The sequence below is a fragment of the Streptomyces sp. NPDC127106 genome (assembly GCF_042677605.1).
GTDB lineage: Bacteria > Actinomycetota > Actinomycetes > Streptomycetales > Streptomycetaceae > Streptomyces.
In genome coordinates, this window is sequence record NZ_JBHXTC010000015.1 from 1 (window position 1) to 17,185 (window position 17,185).

Below are 17,185 nucleotides of genomic sequence, written 5' to 3' on the forward strand. Positions count from 1 at the left end.
GTGGGAGGCGTTCGAGCGGGCCGGCATCGACCCGGCGAGCATGCGCGGCAGCCGCACCGGCGTCTTCGCCGGCGTCATGTACAACGACTACGGCAGCCTTCTCCACCGCGCCCCCGAGGGTCTCGAGGGCTACATGGGCACGTCGAGCTCGGGCAGCGTCGTCTCGGGCCGCGTCTCGTACACCTTCGGCCTCGAAGGCCCCGCGGTCACCGTCGACACCGCCTGTTCGTCCTCCCTCGTGACCCTGCACCTGGCCGCTCAGGCCCTGCGCAACGGGGAATGCGACATGGCGCTGGCCGGTGGTGTGACGGTGATGGCCACGCCCGGCACGTTCATCGCGTTCAGCCGGCAGCGCGGCCTGGCCACGGACGGCCGCTGCAAGCCGTTCGCGGCGGCGGCGGACGGCACCGCGTGGGGCGAGGGCGTCGGCATGTTGCTGGTGGAGCGGCTCTCGGATGCCCGCCGCCACGGGCACCCGGTCCTGGCGGTGGTCCGTGGTTCGGCGATCAACCAGGACGGCGCGAGCAACGGCCTGACCGCCCCGAACGGTCCCTCGCAGCAGCGCGTCATCCGCCAGGCCCTCGCCAACGCCGGCCTGTCCGCCGCCGAGGTGGACGTGGTCGAGGCCCACGGCACCGGCACCACCCTCGGTGACCCGATCGAGGCCCAGGCCCTGCTCGCCACCTACGGCCGCGAGCACACCGACGCCAACCCGCTGTGGCTGGGATCGGTGAAGTCCAACTTCGGGCACACGCAGGCCGCGGCCGGTGTCGCGGGCATCATCAAGATGGTCCAGGCCATGCGGCACGGCATCCTGCCGAGGACCCTGCACGTCGACGAGCCCACCCCGCACGTCGACTGGTCGGCCGGAGCGGTCTCCCTCCTCGCATCGGCCACCCCGTGGCCGGAGACCGGCCGCCCGCGCCGCGCCGCCGTCTCCTCCTTCGGCATCAGCGGCACCAACGCCCACACCATCATCGAGCAGGCCCCGACCGCTGCCGAGGACCCGTCCGCGCCGCCGGTGGACACCGAGCCGGTTGTCTCTCCGATGACCGCGCGCGCCCTGCCGTACGTGCTCTCGGCGAAGTCGCAGGACGCGCTGCGCGCCCAGGCCGGCCGCCTGCGGGCCCACCTCCAGGACACTCCCGACCTCGCCCCCACCGACGTGGCCTGGTCGCTGGCCGCCACGCGGGCCGCCTTCGACCAGCGTGCCGTGGTCGTGGCCGGGGATCGGGGCGGGCTGCTGCGCGGCCTGGCCGCACTGGAGACCGGAACGGCTGCGGCCGGACTGGCGCACGGCGCCACGGGCAGCGGCAAGACGGTGTTCGTGTTCCCGGGGCAGGGCTCGCAGTGGGCGGGCATGGCCGCGGAGCTGCTGGAGGCGTCTCCGCTGTTCGCAGCCCGTATCGACGAGTGCGCCCGGGCGTTGGCGCCCTTCACCGACTGGTCGCTCGTCGACGTCCTCCGCGGAGCCGAGGGCGCGCCGCCCCTGGACCGGGTGGACGTCGTCCAGCCCGTCCTGTTCGCGGTGATGGTGTCGCTGGCCGAGGTGTGGCGTGCGTCCGGCGTGCGTCCGGCTGCCGTCATCGGCCACTCCCAGGGCGAGATCGCCGCCGCGTGCGCGGCCGGGATCCTGACCCTGGAGGACGCGGCCCGGGTGGTGGCCCTGCGGAGCCGGGCCATCGGCCGTAGGCTCGCCGGGCAGGGCGGCATGGTGTCCGTCCCGCTGCCGGCCGCCGAGGTCCGGGAGCGGATCGCCGCCTGGGGTGAGGAGCGGATCTCCGTCGCCGCCGTCAACGGACCGGCGTCGGTCGTGGTCTCGGGTGAGACCGGGGCCCTGGACGAGCTGCTGGCCGCCTGCGAGGGCGACGGGGTCCGGGCCAAGCGGATCGCGGTCGACTACGCCTCCCACTCCGCACAGGTCGACCTGCTCCGCGAGGAGCTGGCCGAGCTCCTCGCTCCCGTCCGCCCCCGCCCCGCCGAGGTTCCGTTCCTGTCCACCGTGACCGGGGAGTGGGTCGAGGGCCCGGAGCTGGACTCCGGTTACTGGTTCCGCAACCTGCGGCGGACCGTCGAGCTGGAGGACGCCACCCGCACCCTCCTCGACCAGGGCTTCGGCGTGTTCGTCGAGTCCAGCCCCCACCCGGTCCTGACCGTCGGCATCCAGGAGACCGTGGAGGCCGCCGGCCGCGAGGCCGCCGTCCTCGGATCCCTGCGCCGCAACGAGGGCGGCCCGGAGCGGTTCGGGCTGTCGCTCGGCGAGGCCTGGGTCCGCGGGGTCGACGTGGACTGGGAGGCCGTGTTCGCCGGCACCGGCGCCCGCCGCGTGGACCTGCCCACCTACGCCTTCCAGCGCGACCGCTACTGGATCGAGGTGCCGGACGCCGCGTACGGCGGCGACGTGACCTCCGCCGGTCTGGGACCGGCCGCACACCCCCTGCTGGGTGCGGCCGTCGAACTGCCCGACTCGGAAGGCTTCCTGTTCACGGGCCGCCTCTCGCTCCAGACGCACCCCTGGCTGGCCGATCACCGGGCCGCGGGCGCCGTCCTGCTGCCGGGCACCGCTTTCGTGGAGCTCGCACTGCACGCCGGCCGGCGCGCCGGAACGGTCGTCCTGGAGGAGCTCACCCTGGAGGCCCCGCTGGTGCTCCCCGAGACCGGCGCCCTCCAGCTCCGGGTCTCGGTGGCCGCGCCCGACGACACGGGCCGGCGCACGCTCCAGGTCCACTCGCGCGCCGAGACCGCGGCCGACGACACCGTCCACGGCCAGGACGAGCCGTGGACGCGGCACGCCACCGGCGTGCTCGGCGCGACGGACACACCGGCCGTGACCCCCGCAGCCGGCCCGGAGGCCTGGCCTCCCGCCGGGGCCGAACAGCTCGACGTGGCCGACCTGTACGAGCTGTTCGCCGCCGCCGGCTACGCGTACGGCCCGGCCTTCCGCAACCTGCGGTCCGCCTGGCGGCACGGCGACGAACTGTTCGCCGAACTCGCGCTCGCCGACGGCCCCCAGGCCGACGCCGCGCACTTCGGCGTGCACCCGGCACTGCTGGACGCGGGGCTGCACGGCCTGGCGCTCGGCTCCTTCTTCGCCACGCAGGACGAGGAACCGGGAACGGACGTCCGGATGCGGCTGCCCTTCTCCTTCACCGGCGTCGGCCTGCACGCCGTCGGCGCCGGCGCCCTGCGGGTACGGCTCGCCCCCGCGGGGCCGGGTGCCGTCTCCCTCACGGCCTTCGACGAGCAGGGCGAACCGGTCGTGTCCGTCGAGTCGCTGCTGCTGAGGGAGCTCGACCCGGCCCGGCTGCAGTCGGCCCGGCCCGCCTTCCACGAGTCGCTGTTCCGGCTCGAATGGCCCGCACTCCCCGCCGACTCCGCTGCCCCGGGCGGGCGCTGGGCCCTGGTCGGAACCGACACCCTCGGTCTCGAAGCCCTGCTGCACCAGGCGGGCATCACCGCCGACGTCTACGCCGACCTGGACGCCCTCTCGGGCGTGGTGGTCGCCGGCAAGCCGCTGCCCGGCACCGTGCTCGTCCCGTGCGCCGCCCCGGCCGCGGACGCCGCCGAAGCCGTCGCGGCGGACACCCGGCAGGCCACCCGCGAGGCCCTGGCGGTCGTCCAGGGCTGGCTGGCCGAGGAGACCTTCGCCGAGGCCCGCCTCGCCGTGGTCACCCGCGGCGCGGTCGAGGTGCGGCCGGGCGAGGGCGTCACGGACCTGGCGCACGCCGCGGTGTGGGGTCTGCTGCGGTCCGCCCAGTCGGAGAACCCCGGCCGGTTCCAGATCCTCGACCTCGACGCGGACCAGGAGGGCGAGGGCACCGGGGACGCTCCGGCGGGCCTCGGCACGCTGGTCGCGGCCGCCGCGGCGAGCGGAGAACCGCAGCTCGCCGTCCGCGGCGCAACCCTGCACGCCGCCCGGCTGGCGAAGGTACCCGCGGCCCGCCCCGCGCCGGACGGGACCGCAGGGTCCGACGGCGAGACGGCGGCGGACCGTGCACCGGCCGCGCCCGCGTGGGACCCGGACGGCACCGTCCTCATCACCGGCGGCACCGGCGTGCTCGGCAGCCTGCTCGCCCGCCACCTGGTGACCGAGCACGGCGTCCGGCACCTGCTGCTGACCAGCCGGCGCGGAGCCCGCGCCGCCGGCGCCGCGGAACTCGTCGCGGAACTGGCCGGGCTCGGCGCCGAGGCGGCCGTCGCCGCCTGCGACGCCTCCGACCGGGACGCGCTCGCCGCACTGCTGGCCGGCATCCCGGCCGAACACCCGCTGACCGCCGTCGTCCACACCGCGGGCCACCTCGACGACGGGCTCGTACCGTCCCTGACCCCGGAACGGATCGACACGGTCCTGCGGCCCAAGGCCGACGCGGCCCTGCACCTGCACGACCTGACCCGCGACCTGGACCTCGGCGCGTTCGTGCTGTTCTCCTCGGCCGCCGGCACCCTCGGCAGCCCCGGCCAGGCCAACTACGCGGCGGCCAACGCCTTCCTCGACGCGCTCGCCCAGAGCCGACGGGCGGCCGGCCTGCCCGCCGTGTCGCTGGCCTGGGGACTGTGGGAGCAGCGCAGCGAGATGACCGGCGACCTCACGGACGCCGACGTCCAGCGGATGGCACGGGCCGGACTGGCCCCGCTGTCGTCCGCGGAGGGCCTCGCCCTCTTCGACACGGCGTCCACCCTGACCGCCGACGGCGGCGTGTTCGTCGCCCTGCACCTCGACACCGCGCCGCTGCGGGCCCAGGCGGAAGCCGGCGCCCTGCCGCCGCTCTTCCGCGGACTGGTGCGCGGCGGACTGCGCAAGGCCGCCTCCGGTCCCGCCGACGCGGCGGTGTCCGCCGCCGCACGGCAGCTCCAGGGCCTGTCCGGCCTGCCGGAGGAGGAGCAGGAGCGGGTGCTGCTGGACCTCGTACGGGCCCAGGCCGCCGCAGTGCTCGCCTACCCCTCGCCCGACGCGGTGGGGGAGTCCCAGGAGTTCCTGGAGCTCGGCCTGGACTCGCTGACCGCGGTCGAGCTGCGCAACCAGCTGAACGCCGTCACCGGCCTGCGACTGCCCGCCACCCTGCTCTTCGACCACCCGACCCCGCTGCTGGTCGCCCAGCGACTGCGCATCGAGCTCGCCGGGTCCGCCGGCGGCCCCGCCGGGCCGGACAGCACCGCAGAGCAGGGCGAGGAGGAGACCTCCGGCGTCCTCGGGGCGATGCTCCGGGAAGCCGGAACGCAGGGTGCGTCCGGACAGTTCATGGAACTGCTCATGCAGGCGTCGCGGTTTCGGCCGTCGTTCGCCTCGCCGGCCGAACTGCGCAAGGCCCCCGGCCTGGTACGGCTCTCCCGCGGCGATACGGGTCCCGGCCTGATCTGCTTCTCCTCGATCCTGTCCATCTCCGGCCCGCACCAGTACGCCCGGTTCGCGTCCGCGTTCCGCGGCCGGCGGGACGTCCACGCGATGGCCGCACCCGGCTTCGTCCGCGGCGAGCAACTGCCCTCGACCACCGAGGCGGTCATCGAGGCGAAGGCCGAGGCTGTGCTGCGGCACGCGGACGGGGCGCCGTTCGTGCTCCTCGGACACTCCTCGGGCGGCATCTTCGCCCACGCGGTGGCCGGCAAGCTGGAAGAGGCGGGGGTCTTCCCGGAGGCCGTGGTCCTGATCGACATCTACTCGCACGACGACGACGCCATCCTCGGCATCCAGCCGGGGCTGTCGGCAGGGGTGGACAAGCGGCAGGACACCTACGTCCCGGTCGACGACAACCGGTTGCTGGCGATGGGGGCCTACTTCCGACTGTTCGCCGGCTGGAAGCCGGAAACGGTGAAGACGCCCACCCTGCTGGTCCGGGCCGGGGAGCAGTTCTTCGACTGGACCCGCGCCACGGACGGCGACTGGCGTTCCTACTGGGACCTGGACCACACCGCCGTCGACGTGCCCGGCAACCACTTCACCATGATGGAGCAGCACGCGCAGACGACCGCGCGAGCCGTCGAGGAGTGGCTCGACGCCCGCCGCTGAGGCGGCGGCCGGACCGTGGGAACGGGGCCGGGCCCCCACCCCCCAGGGGGTGGGGGCCCGGCCCCGTTCGTGCGTCTCCTGCCGGCGGGTTCAGACACCCGACGCGGCCGCCCGCCCGGCCCGCGCGGCCCGGGACCGCTCCAGGGCCTGCTTCCGGTCGCGCTCGCGGTCCCGCTTCTTGGGCAGGCCCACCGGGACGACCTCGAAGTTCTCCTTGGTGACGTCCAGCCGGTGGAACAGGTTGTCGGGGCCGGTCACGTACAGCGTGCCCACGCCGAGCCCCTTCAACGACTCCACCATGCTCGGCCAGTGGATCGGCCGGTCGAAGGTGTCCAGCATCATCGCGCGCATGCCGGCGGCGTCGCGGACGACCGAGCCGTCGTGGTCGACGACCACGGGCAGGGCCGGGTCGGTGAGCTCGTACGCGGCGAAGACCTCCTCCTCCGCCTTGCGGCGCAGCGCCGAGAAGGCCGCCGCGTGCACGGGCGGCCGCATCGAGTACATGGAGTAGCCGCCGGCCGCGCTGATCCCGGCCGTGAGCACGTCGAGGTCCCCCTCCCGCACCGACAGCATGTGGAAGCCGGCGTCGAGCCGGCCGGACAGGTCGTACCAGGCGCCGCGGTCGTCGAACCCGGCGAGCATCTCGTCCAGGCGGTCCTGCGGGGTCCGCACGAAGCAGTGCGTGACCACGTCCTCGTACACGCCGGAGAAGTAGTCCTCCTCGCACCGGGCCAGGTCCGCGGTCAGCCGGACGACGTCCGGGAAGGACAGCGACCCGACGAACGCGGCGGTCGCCTTCTGGCCGAAGCTGGGACCCGCGCAGACGGTGGGGGAGACGCCGAGGGTGTCGACGGCCCGGTCCGCCATCGCCATCGACGCCACCAGGAAGACGAGCTGGGAATACACCGAATAGTCGTCCTCGGCGTCACGGAACCGGTCGAACACCGAATATCCGAGGGCCTCGTCCGCCTCTGCGAGGCGCACCCGCCCGTACGGGTCGAGCAGCAGGAACCGGCCGATCTCGGCGAAGGACGCGGGGCCCATGCCGGGAAACACGATCGCGGTTCCGGTCCGGGAACCGGAGGAGTCGGCCGCATTCTCGGCGGGAATCGCAGTGGAAAGAGTCATGGTGCGTGAATGCCTTTGCTTACGGGACGGTGCGGCGCCGGACGGTTGATTCCGGGGCCGTCGACGACCAAAAGACCCCGCACCCGGACGGCGCGGGTGCGCCGGTCCGGGTACGAGGCCGGAAAGGGGGAGCGGGAAGGGGAGGGCGGGGTCGGTCCCGGGCCCTGCGGTGGAAGCCCCGGATGCCGATCGCGCCGAAAAGAACCCACCCCTCAGCAGGACGCCCACCGCCGTCCTCCGCACCGTCCCCGGAGCCGTCCCGGGCGGTAAGGGCGGGAAGGGCGGGTCGTTCCGCCCGGGTGACCGCGTCGATCCCCTCCAGCAGGCGTACGGGGTCCACCGCAGCGGAACCGACCGGCGCCGGCCGGACCGACGACAGCGGAATCCACGGGTGGTTCAGGTTTCATTTGTTCCTGCGAATGGAGTGGGGCGCGAAAACGCCGGTCCGGTGGGTCCGCGCTGGCGGATGGGGACGGGGCATGTCTAGCATGCGGATCCACGCCGCGGCCCGGCCCGGCCCGCTCCTAGGGGGAAGAAGAAAAGGGATAGGGGGGAATAGGGGTGATCATCTATTGCGGCCCCGGCGAACAACCTCATAACATCCCCGGGTGGCCGCGCCGGGGATCATCCCAGCTCGTTCACCATTTCCGCGAGGAGACCACGTGAAAGCACTCGTCCCGTCGGCGGAATCCGGCACCCGACTGCGCCCCCTGCACACCGCCGCCGAGCACCCGCACCCGGCGGCCGACACCGCCGGCGGCCACAGCACGGCACGGACTTGTTTATGAAGGCCCTCCGCTGCGGAGGCGCCGGCCGCATGCCCGACCACGCATCAGAGGGCACCATCCGAGGCGGAGTTCCAGGGGCATGACCCATGCACACAGCCGGCCCGACGGTGGGGAGACCACCCCGGACGAGGTCGGCCTGATCCAGATCCGGCAGCCGTCCCTCCCCAGCAGCTACCGCATGATCTGCTTCCCGAGTTCACGGAACTCCCCGCTGTGCTACCTCGCCATGGCCGAACTGCTGCTGCCCACGGTGGAGCTGCTCATCGTCCAGTACCCGTCGGCCCTGCCGTTCGAGGACGATCCCGACCCGGCGCCCGGAAAGGAACTCATCGACAAGGTGTTCGAGTCGGTGCGGGGCTGGGCCGACCGCCCGTTCGCGCTCTTCGGCCACCGCATGGGCGCCGAACTGGCCTACGAGGTGGGCTGCCGCCTGGAGCGGGAGACCTACGGGGCCGCACCGCTGACCCTGTTCGCCTCCGGGCGGACGGCACCCGGCCACCGAGGCAGCCTCGGCCCGCCCGCCCTCAACTGCCGGGTCGTCGCCCTGACGGCCCGCCACGACCCGCGCGCGACGCTGACCGGCGTCCGCGCCTGGCGGCGCTGCACCTCCGGCCGGTTCGACCTGGAGGTCTTCCCCGGGGCCAGCGGATACCTGAAGTCGTACCGCCGGGAGGTGGTCAACATCGTCCACGACCAGCTGATCTCGCTCGGCGGGCCGGACCCCGACTGAGGGGTGCCCAGGGGGCCGCCAGGGGTACCCGTGCCCCGGCGCGCTGCCTAGCGTGCGGGGGTGGGGGCCCGTGTCCACGGCACGACCGGGCGACGACCGGACGGGCCGCGACCACCGCGACCCACCGGCGGCGCCCGTCCCGCGACACGCCCGACCGCACGGACCACGGGGACGGCAACGGCCGCACCCCCATCCCCTGTGAAGCCCGCGAACCCCGCGATCCACCCCTGAACGGGCCCGACCCACCCGCCGGCCCGGCGCACCTCACGCCGCCCGGCTGCGTCACGGCCCAGAGGAAGGACTTAGTGCGACCGATGACCGCGAAGATATTTGCAGCCGACTCGGTACGGCCCGTCGAAGCATTCGAACAGGACGCCCTCCGGGTCGCCGAGGCGATCCGCGAACGCGGCGTCGGCCTCGGCGACCGGGTCATGCTCAAGGCCGGCAACTCGGCGAGCTACGTGTGCGTGCTGTACGCGCTCATGCACGTCGGCGCCTCGATCGTCCTCGTCGACCAGCAGGAGACCGCGGAGGAGACCCGCCGCATCGCCATCCGCACCGGTGTCAAGGTCACCTTCGTCGACGACGACACCCCCATCTACCCGGACGCCGACCCCGTCCACCTGTACGAACTCATGGTCGCCGTGGCCGACCACGAGCCCACCGCCCCCGCCCTGTCCTTCGACGCCTGGGGCGAACTCCCCGACGGCCTCATCATGTGGACCTCCGGCTCCACCGGCTCGCCCAAGGGCGTGGTCAAGACCGGCCGTTCGTTCCTGCGCAACCTCCAGCGCAACGCCGACCAGGTCGGACACCGCGCCGACGACGTCCTGCTGCCGCTGCTGCCCTTCGCCCACCAGTACGGCCTGTCGATGGTGCTCATCGCCTGGCTCACCCGCTGCTCCCTGGTGATCGCCCCCTACCGCCGTCTCGACCGCGCCCTGCGCATGGCCCGCGACGCCGGGGCCACCGTCATCGATGCGACGCCCTCCAGCTACCGCAGCATCCTCAGCCTGGTCACCCGCAAGCCGGCGCTGCGCGACCACCTCGCCGACACCCGCATGTTCTGCGTCGGCGCGGCCCCCCTCGACGCACCCCTGGTGGCGCAGTACGTGACGGAGTTCGGGCTGCCGCTGCTGGACAGCTACGGCTCCACGGAGCTCGGCAACATCTCCTTCGCCACCCTCGACAACCCGGTCGCCTGCGGCCGCGCCATGGAGGGGATCCGGCTGCGGATCGTCGACGAGGACGGCCACGAACTCCCCGCCGGGGAGACGGGCGAGATCGAGGTCGACACCCCCGACGCCCTCGAAGGGCAGGTGGCCGACGACGGCACCATCGTCCCGGCCCGCGCCACCGGCTGGCAGGCCACCGGCGACCTCGGCCACCTCGACGCGGGGGGCAACCTCCACGTCCTCGGCCGCAAGTTCGCCGTGCACCGCATGGGCTACACCCTGTACCCCGAGCTCATCGAACGGAAGGTGGCCGCGCAGGGCTGCCCCACCCGGATCGTGCCCCTCCCGGACGAACTGCGCGGCTCGCAGCTGGTGTTCTTCGTCGAGGACGAGGAACTGCGCGAGTCCGGCCACTGGCGGGAGCGGCTGTGCGCCCTGCTGCCCGCCTTCGAACAGCCCAACAAGGTCGTGGTCCTGGAGCGGTTCCCGCTCAACCGCAACGGCAAGCCCGACAAGAAGAAGCTGGCGGAGATGGCCGCCGGCCTGGCGTGACCCTGCGGCAACCCGAAGGCGCCCCCGCCGCGGCGGGGGCGCCTTCCTCCCGTGCCCCTTCCGTCAGCCGTCGTAGGGCAGTTCGACGGGAGCCAGCGCCTCGAAGAGGTCGCCGGGGCCGGGGTTGTCCGGGTGGGTGGCACCGCCCAGGTGCTCCACCACGCCCCACACCGCGTTCAACGCCGTCGTCACGGCCCCTTCGGCGAAGCCCGCCGTCCACGACACGTCGTCGCCGCACAGGAAGAAGCCGCGCCGGCCGGCGGGCAGCCCGCGCTGCATGAACTGCGTGAACAGCCGCCGCTGGTAGCGGTACTGGCCCGGCAGGTTCGACTTGAACGCCCCCATGAAATGCGGCTCGGTCTCCCAGGTGACGGTCAGCGGACTGCCGATCACGTGCGACCGGATGTCCAGCCCCGGGTAGATCGCCGCGAGCTTGCCCAGCAACACGTCCAGCCGCTCCCGCGCGCTCAGCGTCGCCATCTTCAGTGAGTCGTCGTTCCACGTGTACGACAGGCACATCACCCCCGGGCGGTCCGGTCCGTCGTCGAACAGGTAGACCCCGCGCGGCATCCGGTCGGTGAGGGTCATGCCCATCACCGGCAGCCCGGTGTCCGGGTCCACGTCGTGCCAGAACGGCCGGTCGGTCAGCACGAACAGCTTGGACGCGCCCATGTAGTGGGTCCGCTCGACGGCCGTCCATTCCGCAGCGCTCAGCAGCCCGGGATCGGCCTCCACGCGGTTGAGCAGCGTCCACACGTGCGGGGTGTACACCACGGCGGGGAACCGGTCCCGGCGCCCGGTCGCGTCGGTGACGGTGAACTCCGAGCCGTCGCGCGTGACGGCACGGACCCCGGGCCGGGCGGTACCGCCGTGCAGCGAGGCCAGTGACGTCCCCGCCGGCCAGTGCGCGCAGCCCTGGGGCCGGTGCTCCCACAGCCCGCGCGGCACCTGCTGGGAGCCGCCGGCGATGGCGACCTGGTCCTCGTCCGCCCCCGTGTAGACCACGCGCAGGATCTCCAGCAGCGAGTTGGGGAAGTCGGTGTCCCAGCCGCCGGTGCCGAACCCCACTTGCCCGAATATCTCCCGGTGGCGGAAGGACCGGAAGGCCGTGCTGGTGGCGAGGAAGCCGTAGAAGGACTGGTCGTCGAACTCCCGCACCAGCCGGTCCCAGACGTGCTTGAGCGTCTCGACGTCACGCCGCTGCACGGCGTCGCGCATCGTGGCCAGCTCGGCCCGCTCCTGCAGGGCCTTCTCCCAGGCGGCGGCCACCTCCTGGTAGACGTCGGGCAGTTGCCCGGTGTGCCGCGCGGTGTGGCGCACCCCGCCCAGGTCGATGAGGGTGCTCGGGGTGTGCTCCGAGAGCGGGTTGGGGAAGGGACGGGTCCGCAGCCCCAGCAGGTCGATGTAGTGGAACAGCGCGCGGGCCGACCGCGGGAAGCGCATCGCGCCCATCTCCGCCACGCAGCCGGAGTCCCCCGGGAAGGGCACCGAGCGCATCCGGCCGCCCAGCCCTTCGGCCTCGTACACGACCGGGCGCAGGCCCAGCCGCATCAGCTCGTAGGCGGCGGTCAGTCCCGCCATCCCGCCGCCCACCACGGCCACGGGTGTCCCGGCGCACCCCGGCGGCAGCGAGCCCAGGCCCGCCGGGTGGCGCAGCCAGCCGTCGTAGGAGAACGGGAAGTCCGGCACGAGCATGGTGGTGGCCGGGCTTGGTGATGTCATCTCGAGTACCTCTCGGGCCGGTGCGGCGTCGCTACCAGGGAGAACCGCCGGACGAGCCGGCCGCAGCCGGGAACGCGGCATCGGAGCGGGCCCGGACGGCGGGAGATCCACGCGCCGTACGCCGTGCACAGCCGGTCCGGTCCCCGCACGCTACGCAGCGGCGCCGGAGCCGGACAACCCCTACCGACCCGGGTGACCGACCCCGCCACCGACCCCGCCTCCCGTGCCGGCCGGCACGGGAGGCCGGCGGGCGGGCACGGTGATCGCGGTGACGACGAGGCCGCGGTGCGCCGTCCAGCGGCCGGCGAACGCCGTCACCGGGTGCCCGTCGGGAGCGGTCCCCGGGCGCAGCACGCGGGCCCGGAAGGTGCCGGTCCGCGCGCCGGCGGCCGGAGCACCACTACCCGGGGTCTCGGCCGCTGCCCCGCCGGTGCCGTCCTCGCGGAAGGAGATGACCGCCTCCTCGAAGTCCAGCTCGGTCCCCACGAGGGGGAACCAGGTTTTGTATACGGCTTCCTTCGCGCTGAACAGCAGTCGGTCCCGGTGGAACGGTGCCCCGCCGACGCTCGGCGTGCGCGCCCAGGCGAGTTCCTCGGGGAGGGCCGTCGCCTCCAGCACGCCGCGGGGCAGCGGCCGGTGCGGTTCGGCGTCGATGCCGACCGCCATCAGGTCGGTGTCCCGGGCGAGGACGGCGGCCCGGTAGCCCGAACAGTGGGTCATGCTCCCCACCACGCCGGCCGGCCACCGGGGCACGTTGCGCTTCCCGGGCAGCACGGGCGCCGGTGGCAGCCCGAGGGCCGCCAGAGCGCGCCGGGCGCAGCCCCGTACGGTGGTGAACTCCTCGCGCCGCTCGTTCAGCGCGCCGGCGACCAGGGCCGCCTCCTCGGGGTACAGCACGGCGGAGCCGTCCGGGCCGAAGGACTCGCTCGCGCTCGCCTCCGCCGGTACCAGCGTCTCGATCACGTCCGGGCCTCCTCGCCGTCGGGACGGCCCGCGTACGGCAGGATCTGCCGCAACAGGCCCTTGGGGTGGCCGCGCCGGCGCCACTCGCGCGGGTAGCCGATCGACACCTCCTCGAAGCGCACCCCGTCGTACCAGGTGGTCCGGGGGATGTGGAGGTGCCCGTAGACCACGGCGGCCGTACGGAACCTGCGGTGCCAGTCCGTGGTGAGCACGGTGCCGCACCACTGGGCGAACTCCGGGTGCCACAGCACGTCCGTGGGCTCGCGGACCAGCGGGAAGTGGTTGACCAGGACGAGCGGAACCGTCGGGTCGTGGGCCTCCAGGCGGCGCCGGGTCAGCTCGACCCGGGCCCGGCACCAGGCGTCCCGGCTCGGGTGGGGGTCGGGGTGCAGGAGGTACTCGTCGGTGCAGACGACACCGGCCTCGTGCGCCCGGGCCAGCGACTCCTCCTTGGTCGCGGTCCCCGCCACCCGGAAGGTGTAGTCGTACAGCAGGAACAGCGGGGCGACGGCCACCGGGCCGCCGGGCCCCCGCCACACGGGCCAGGGATCCTCCGGCGTGACCACGCCGAGCCTGCGGCACAGCTCGACCAGCCACCGGTAGCGTTCCTCGCCGCGCGCCTGGACCGGGTCCTCGCGGGGGGTCCACAGCTCGTGGTTGCCCGGGGCCCACACCACCGTGGCGAAGCGTCCGGCGAGCAGGCGCAGCGCCCACTCGATGTCCTCGGTGAGCTCGCCGACGTCGCCGGCGACGATCAGCCAGTCGTCCGGGTGGGTGGGCCGCAGGGACTCGGTGATGGGCCGGTTGTCGGCCATCCCGATGTGCAGGTCGCTGACCGCGAGCAGCCGGGGTCCTGGCCCGGCCGCGGTTCCGACCGGGGGTCCGCCGGTGGCGGTGCCGGGCGGTGTGGCGGGGTCAGGCCGTGTGTGCGACATCGATGTCCCAACTGACCGGCAGGTCCTGCCGACGCGTGATGTTGATCTTCCGGTAGACCCGGGTCAGGTGCTGTTCGACGGTGCTGACGGTGATGAACAGCTTCGCCCCGATCTCCCGGTTGGTGTACCCGTGCGCGGCCAGCGCCGCCACCCGGCGCTCGGCGTCCGTCAGGCCGGACGCCGCGGCCGACCGCGGCCGTACGGGGCTCGTGGCCGCGCTCGGATCGGGCTCCGCCGGCGCGCCCTGCGGCGGCGGGTCGGACTGGAGGCGGTTCGACAGGCCCCGGGCGCCGCAGGCCTCGGCGATCCGCCAGGCCCTGCGCGTGCAGGTCTTCCCCTGGGCCGCGTCGCCGAGCCGCTCGTGCGCCGTCCCGAGGTCGGTCAGTGCCCGGGCCAGCTCGTGGGAGTCGCCCTCGTCCTGGAGCAGGGCCACGGCCCGGTCCAGCAGGGCCGGCCGCTCGGCCAGCGGGCGGGCGCCCGCCAGGACGCGCAGGGCCATGCCGCGCACCCGCGGTCCGGCGTGCTCGGCCAGCTGCTCCCGGGCGTAGCGCTCCGCCTGCTCGCGACTGCCGAGCGCCAGGGAGGCCTCCGCGACCCCGACCCGCCAGGGCGCCAGCCCCGGCCGGTCCATGTCCCAGTCGCGCATGAGCTTCCCGCAGAGCATGAAGTCCGTCAGCGCCGCGTGGTGCCGGCCGGTGGCGAGCTGGTGCCTGCCACGCGCGTAGACGTAGTGGATGCCGTAGCGCGTCATCAGCATGTGCTCGGGCACCGGATGGTCCACCAGGGCGGCCGCTGCGTCGTGGTCGCCCATGGCGGTCCGCGCCTCGATGAGCGCGGACAGTGGCATGCCGATCCCCACGCCCCAGCCGTGCGGGGGGAGTTGCTCCAACGCCTGCTCGGCGAGGTGCCGGGCCCGGGCCAGTTCGCCGCGGCGCAGCGCCATGTGCGCCCGCATCGCCTGCATGACGGCCGTCCACCCGGGCGCGCTGCGCTCGGCGGCCTCCTCCAGCAGCCGGTCGGTCCACACGGTCGCCGCGCCCAGCCGGTCCGCGTACAGCAGGGCCAGCAGGCAGGCCCGTACGGTGACGTGGCTCTCCTCCGTGAGCCGGGTGCCGGCCAGGATCCGCTCGGCATGCTCGGTGCACTCCGCGTCGGTGCCGGAGCCCGCGCTCAGCACGCCGTGGAGGATCCCCGTCGCGGCGATGACACCGTCTTCGGCAGCGGCCGACGGGCGCTCCGCGCTGTCCCAGGCAGAGCCGAGCACGCCGTCCATCCGGTCCAGCAGGGTGGGGTACGTGGACGCCAGCACGGCCCGTACGCCGCGCAGTTCACCGGCGAGCGTCGGGTCGGGCGTGTCCCGCAGGCCCTCGACGGCGTGCTGGATCGCCGTCGCCGCGTCGTCGATCCAGCCGTTCCACAGCAGGTCGCCGACGAGCCGCAGGGACTCGCTGACCGGCAGCGTGCCGTTGTGCGACGCGGCGTTCAGCGGGTGCAGTTCGTGCGCCCAGGCGGACGGGTTCACCCGCCAGATGAACTTGGCCGTGCTGGCCCGCAGTTGCAGTCTCTCCCGCTCGTCCCGGGAGCACTGCTCGGCCAGCCGCAGGCAGCGCACCGCGAACCCGACCTGCTGGGAGGCGAGCGCCGTGTGCGCGGCGTCGCTCAGCACCGCCGGCACCCACTCCTCGTCGGGAACGCCCGGCCCGTGACCCAGCAGGTGGGTGGCGACCGCCACCGGTGCCGCCCCGGCCTCGTACAGCAGGCGCGCCGCGCGGCGGCGCAGCAGGGCCACGTCCTCGTCGGTGAGGCTCTCCAGCACGGCCGTGCGTATGGCGTCGTGGCGGAAGCGCGCGCCGTGCAGGATGCCCGCGTCGTCGAGGGCGGCCACCACCTGTTCCACGGTGCTCTCCTCGGCTTGCACCAGCCGGGCGAGCAGGGGGACGCGGCCCGCGTCGCCCAGGAGGGCGAGGCCCTGCGCGACCCGCAGGCCGTCGGTGCCGCTGCGGTGGACGCAGATCAGCGCGTTCTGCAGGAACTGCTCGCCGGGGTGGAGCGGGCCGTCGGGCACCTCGCCGGCCCGAAGCCGGGGCAGGTGGTCGTCGAGGATGCTGTGGACCAGCAGGGGGTTGCCGCCGGTGGCCGTGTGCAGGGAGGCGGCCAGCCGGCCGGTGCGCCGGCGGGCGGTGGGGGTTCCGGCCGCGGGGGCGGTGTCATCGGCCCGGTGGGCCAGCAGCTCTGCCACGCCCCGCGGGCTGAGCGGGCCCAACCGGAGGCGGGGTCCCTCGGCTTGGCGGAGGAGTTCTTCCAGGACGCGGGGCGGGGAGGTGCCCGCGTCGGGGCCGTGCGTGACCAGCAGGGCGAGGCCCGCTCCCGCGGTGCGTGCTCGCCCCAGTGCGTACAGGAGGCAGTGCAGGGACTGCGGATCGGCGTACTGGACGTCGTCGATGGCGATCAGGACGGGTCCGCGCGCCGCGAGACCGGCGAGCCGGGCGTGGAAGGCCACGAGGGTTTCGGCGGGGATGAGGCCGTCGCTGCCGGGCCGCGGCCCGTGGAGGGTGAGGGGTCCCGCACCGTCCCGGGTGTCGCGGAGCAGTTCCTCCACCACGCCGAAGGGGATGTCCTGTTCCGAGGCGGAGGTGACGGCGCTGAGGAGCCGGATGTCCGGGTCCGCCGTCCGCTCCAGCACGCGGTGCAGCAGGGCCGTCTTGCCGGACGCGACCGGGCCGCTGATCACGGCCATCCGGCCGGGTCTGGAGGGATCGTCAGAGGCCGTGGCGGGCCCGGCCCCGTTCCTGCTTCCGTGCGTGCCGCCGTGGGGCCGGGCGGCGCCGGACACCCAGGAGGTCAGCTTGCCGAACTGTTCGTCCCGCTCCACCAACATGTCTGCGGAAGCCTCCCCGATGAGATGCGAAATATCGCATGTCGGTTCCATGGCATGACATGGCTATTCATGCGAGTTCCGGCGCGTACAGGAAGGCGGGCCCGTGGAGCGCATGGAATTTCAGCGCTCGCCGCAGGTCAAGCGACGGCCCGGTTCTTCCCGTTCGCAGGTTCGATCGAACTGTACCAACTCTCGACAGGCCGACTAACGAAGCTGCTTTGGAATGACACGTCCTCAAGTCGCGGCCGGTTCAACCAAATCAGCCGGCGCGGGATGTTGAGAAACCTCAAGGAAACCTCAAACGGGGGTG

The 17,185-nt window shown here is 73.9% G+C and carries 8 protein-coding genes; 3 read left to right on the forward strand and 5 right to left on the reverse strand.

Annotated elements, in window-relative coordinates:
- Nucleotides 1-6,004: type I polyketide synthase (locus ACFVGY_RS15560; RefSeq protein WP_385676686.1), on the forward strand; the 6,004-nt coding region annotated here is incomplete at its 5' end.
- 90 nt (nucleotides 6,005-6,094) lie between these two features.
- Here the strand turns inward: ACFVGY_RS15560 and ACFVGY_RS15565 are convergent.
- Complete coding sequence (locus ACFVGY_RS15565; RefSeq protein WP_385676689.1) at nucleotides 6,095-7,132, reverse strand: ACP S-malonyltransferase; 1,038 nt, start codon at nucleotides 7,130-7,132, stop codon at nucleotides 6,095-6,097.
- Between the two features lie 867 nt (nucleotides 7,133-7,999).
- On the opposite strand from ACFVGY_RS15565, the gene ACFVGY_RS15570 reads away from it, so the two are divergent.
- Both ACFVGY_RS15570 and ACFVGY_RS15575 read left to right on the forward strand, forming a co-directional pair.
- Entirely contained in the window at nucleotides 8,000-8,650 is a 651-nt protein-coding gene (locus ACFVGY_RS15570; RefSeq protein ID WP_385676692.1) for a thioesterase II family protein, read from the forward strand.
- Nucleotides 8,651-8,964: 314 nt separating this feature from the next.
- Nucleotides 8,965-10,377 carry a class I adenylate-forming enzyme family protein gene (locus tag ACFVGY_RS15575; protein WP_385676695.1) on the forward strand — a complete coding sequence of 471 codons (1,413 nt, stop codon included), beginning with the start codon at nucleotides 8,965-8,967 and terminating at the stop codon, nucleotides 10,375-10,377.
- Nucleotides 10,378-10,440: 63 nt separating this feature from the next.
- Here the strand turns inward: ACFVGY_RS15575 and ACFVGY_RS15580 are convergent, their stop codons facing one another.
- The 4 genes from ACFVGY_RS15580 to ACFVGY_RS15595 all read right to left on the reverse strand — a co-directional run bounded on the left by ACFVGY_RS15580 (nucleotide 10,441) and on the right by ACFVGY_RS15595 (nucleotide 16,875).
- Nucleotides 10,441-12,099, reverse strand: a complete 1,659-nt coding sequence (locus tag ACFVGY_RS15580) for a flavin monoamine oxidase family protein (RefSeq protein WP_385676697.1) — start codon at nucleotides 12,097-12,099, stop codon at nucleotides 10,441-10,443.
- Nucleotides 12,100-12,279: 180 nt separating this feature from the next.
- Nucleotides 12,280-13,062, reverse strand: coding sequence for a 4'-phosphopantetheinyl transferase (locus ACFVGY_RS15585; protein WP_385676700.1), 783 nt, complete (start codon nucleotides 13,060-13,062; stop codon nucleotides 12,280-12,282).
- A complete protein-coding gene (locus tag ACFVGY_RS15590; protein WP_385676703.1) occupies nucleotides 13,059-13,997 on the reverse strand; it encodes a metallophosphoesterase family protein in 939 nt (312 codons plus the stop codon). The genes ACFVGY_RS15585 and ACFVGY_RS15590 overlap by 4 nt, the downstream gene beginning before the upstream one ends.
- The gene (locus ACFVGY_RS15595) at nucleotides 13,978-16,875 is read right to left on the reverse strand and encodes a LuxR C-terminal-related transcriptional regulator (RefSeq protein ID WP_385676706.1); all 2,898 of its coding nucleotides are present in this window, start codon (nucleotides 16,873-16,875) and stop codon (nucleotides 13,978-13,980) included. Before ACFVGY_RS15595 ends, ACFVGY_RS15590 begins: the two co-directional genes overlap by 20 nt.
- Nucleotides 16,876-17,185 lie beyond the last annotated feature (310 nt).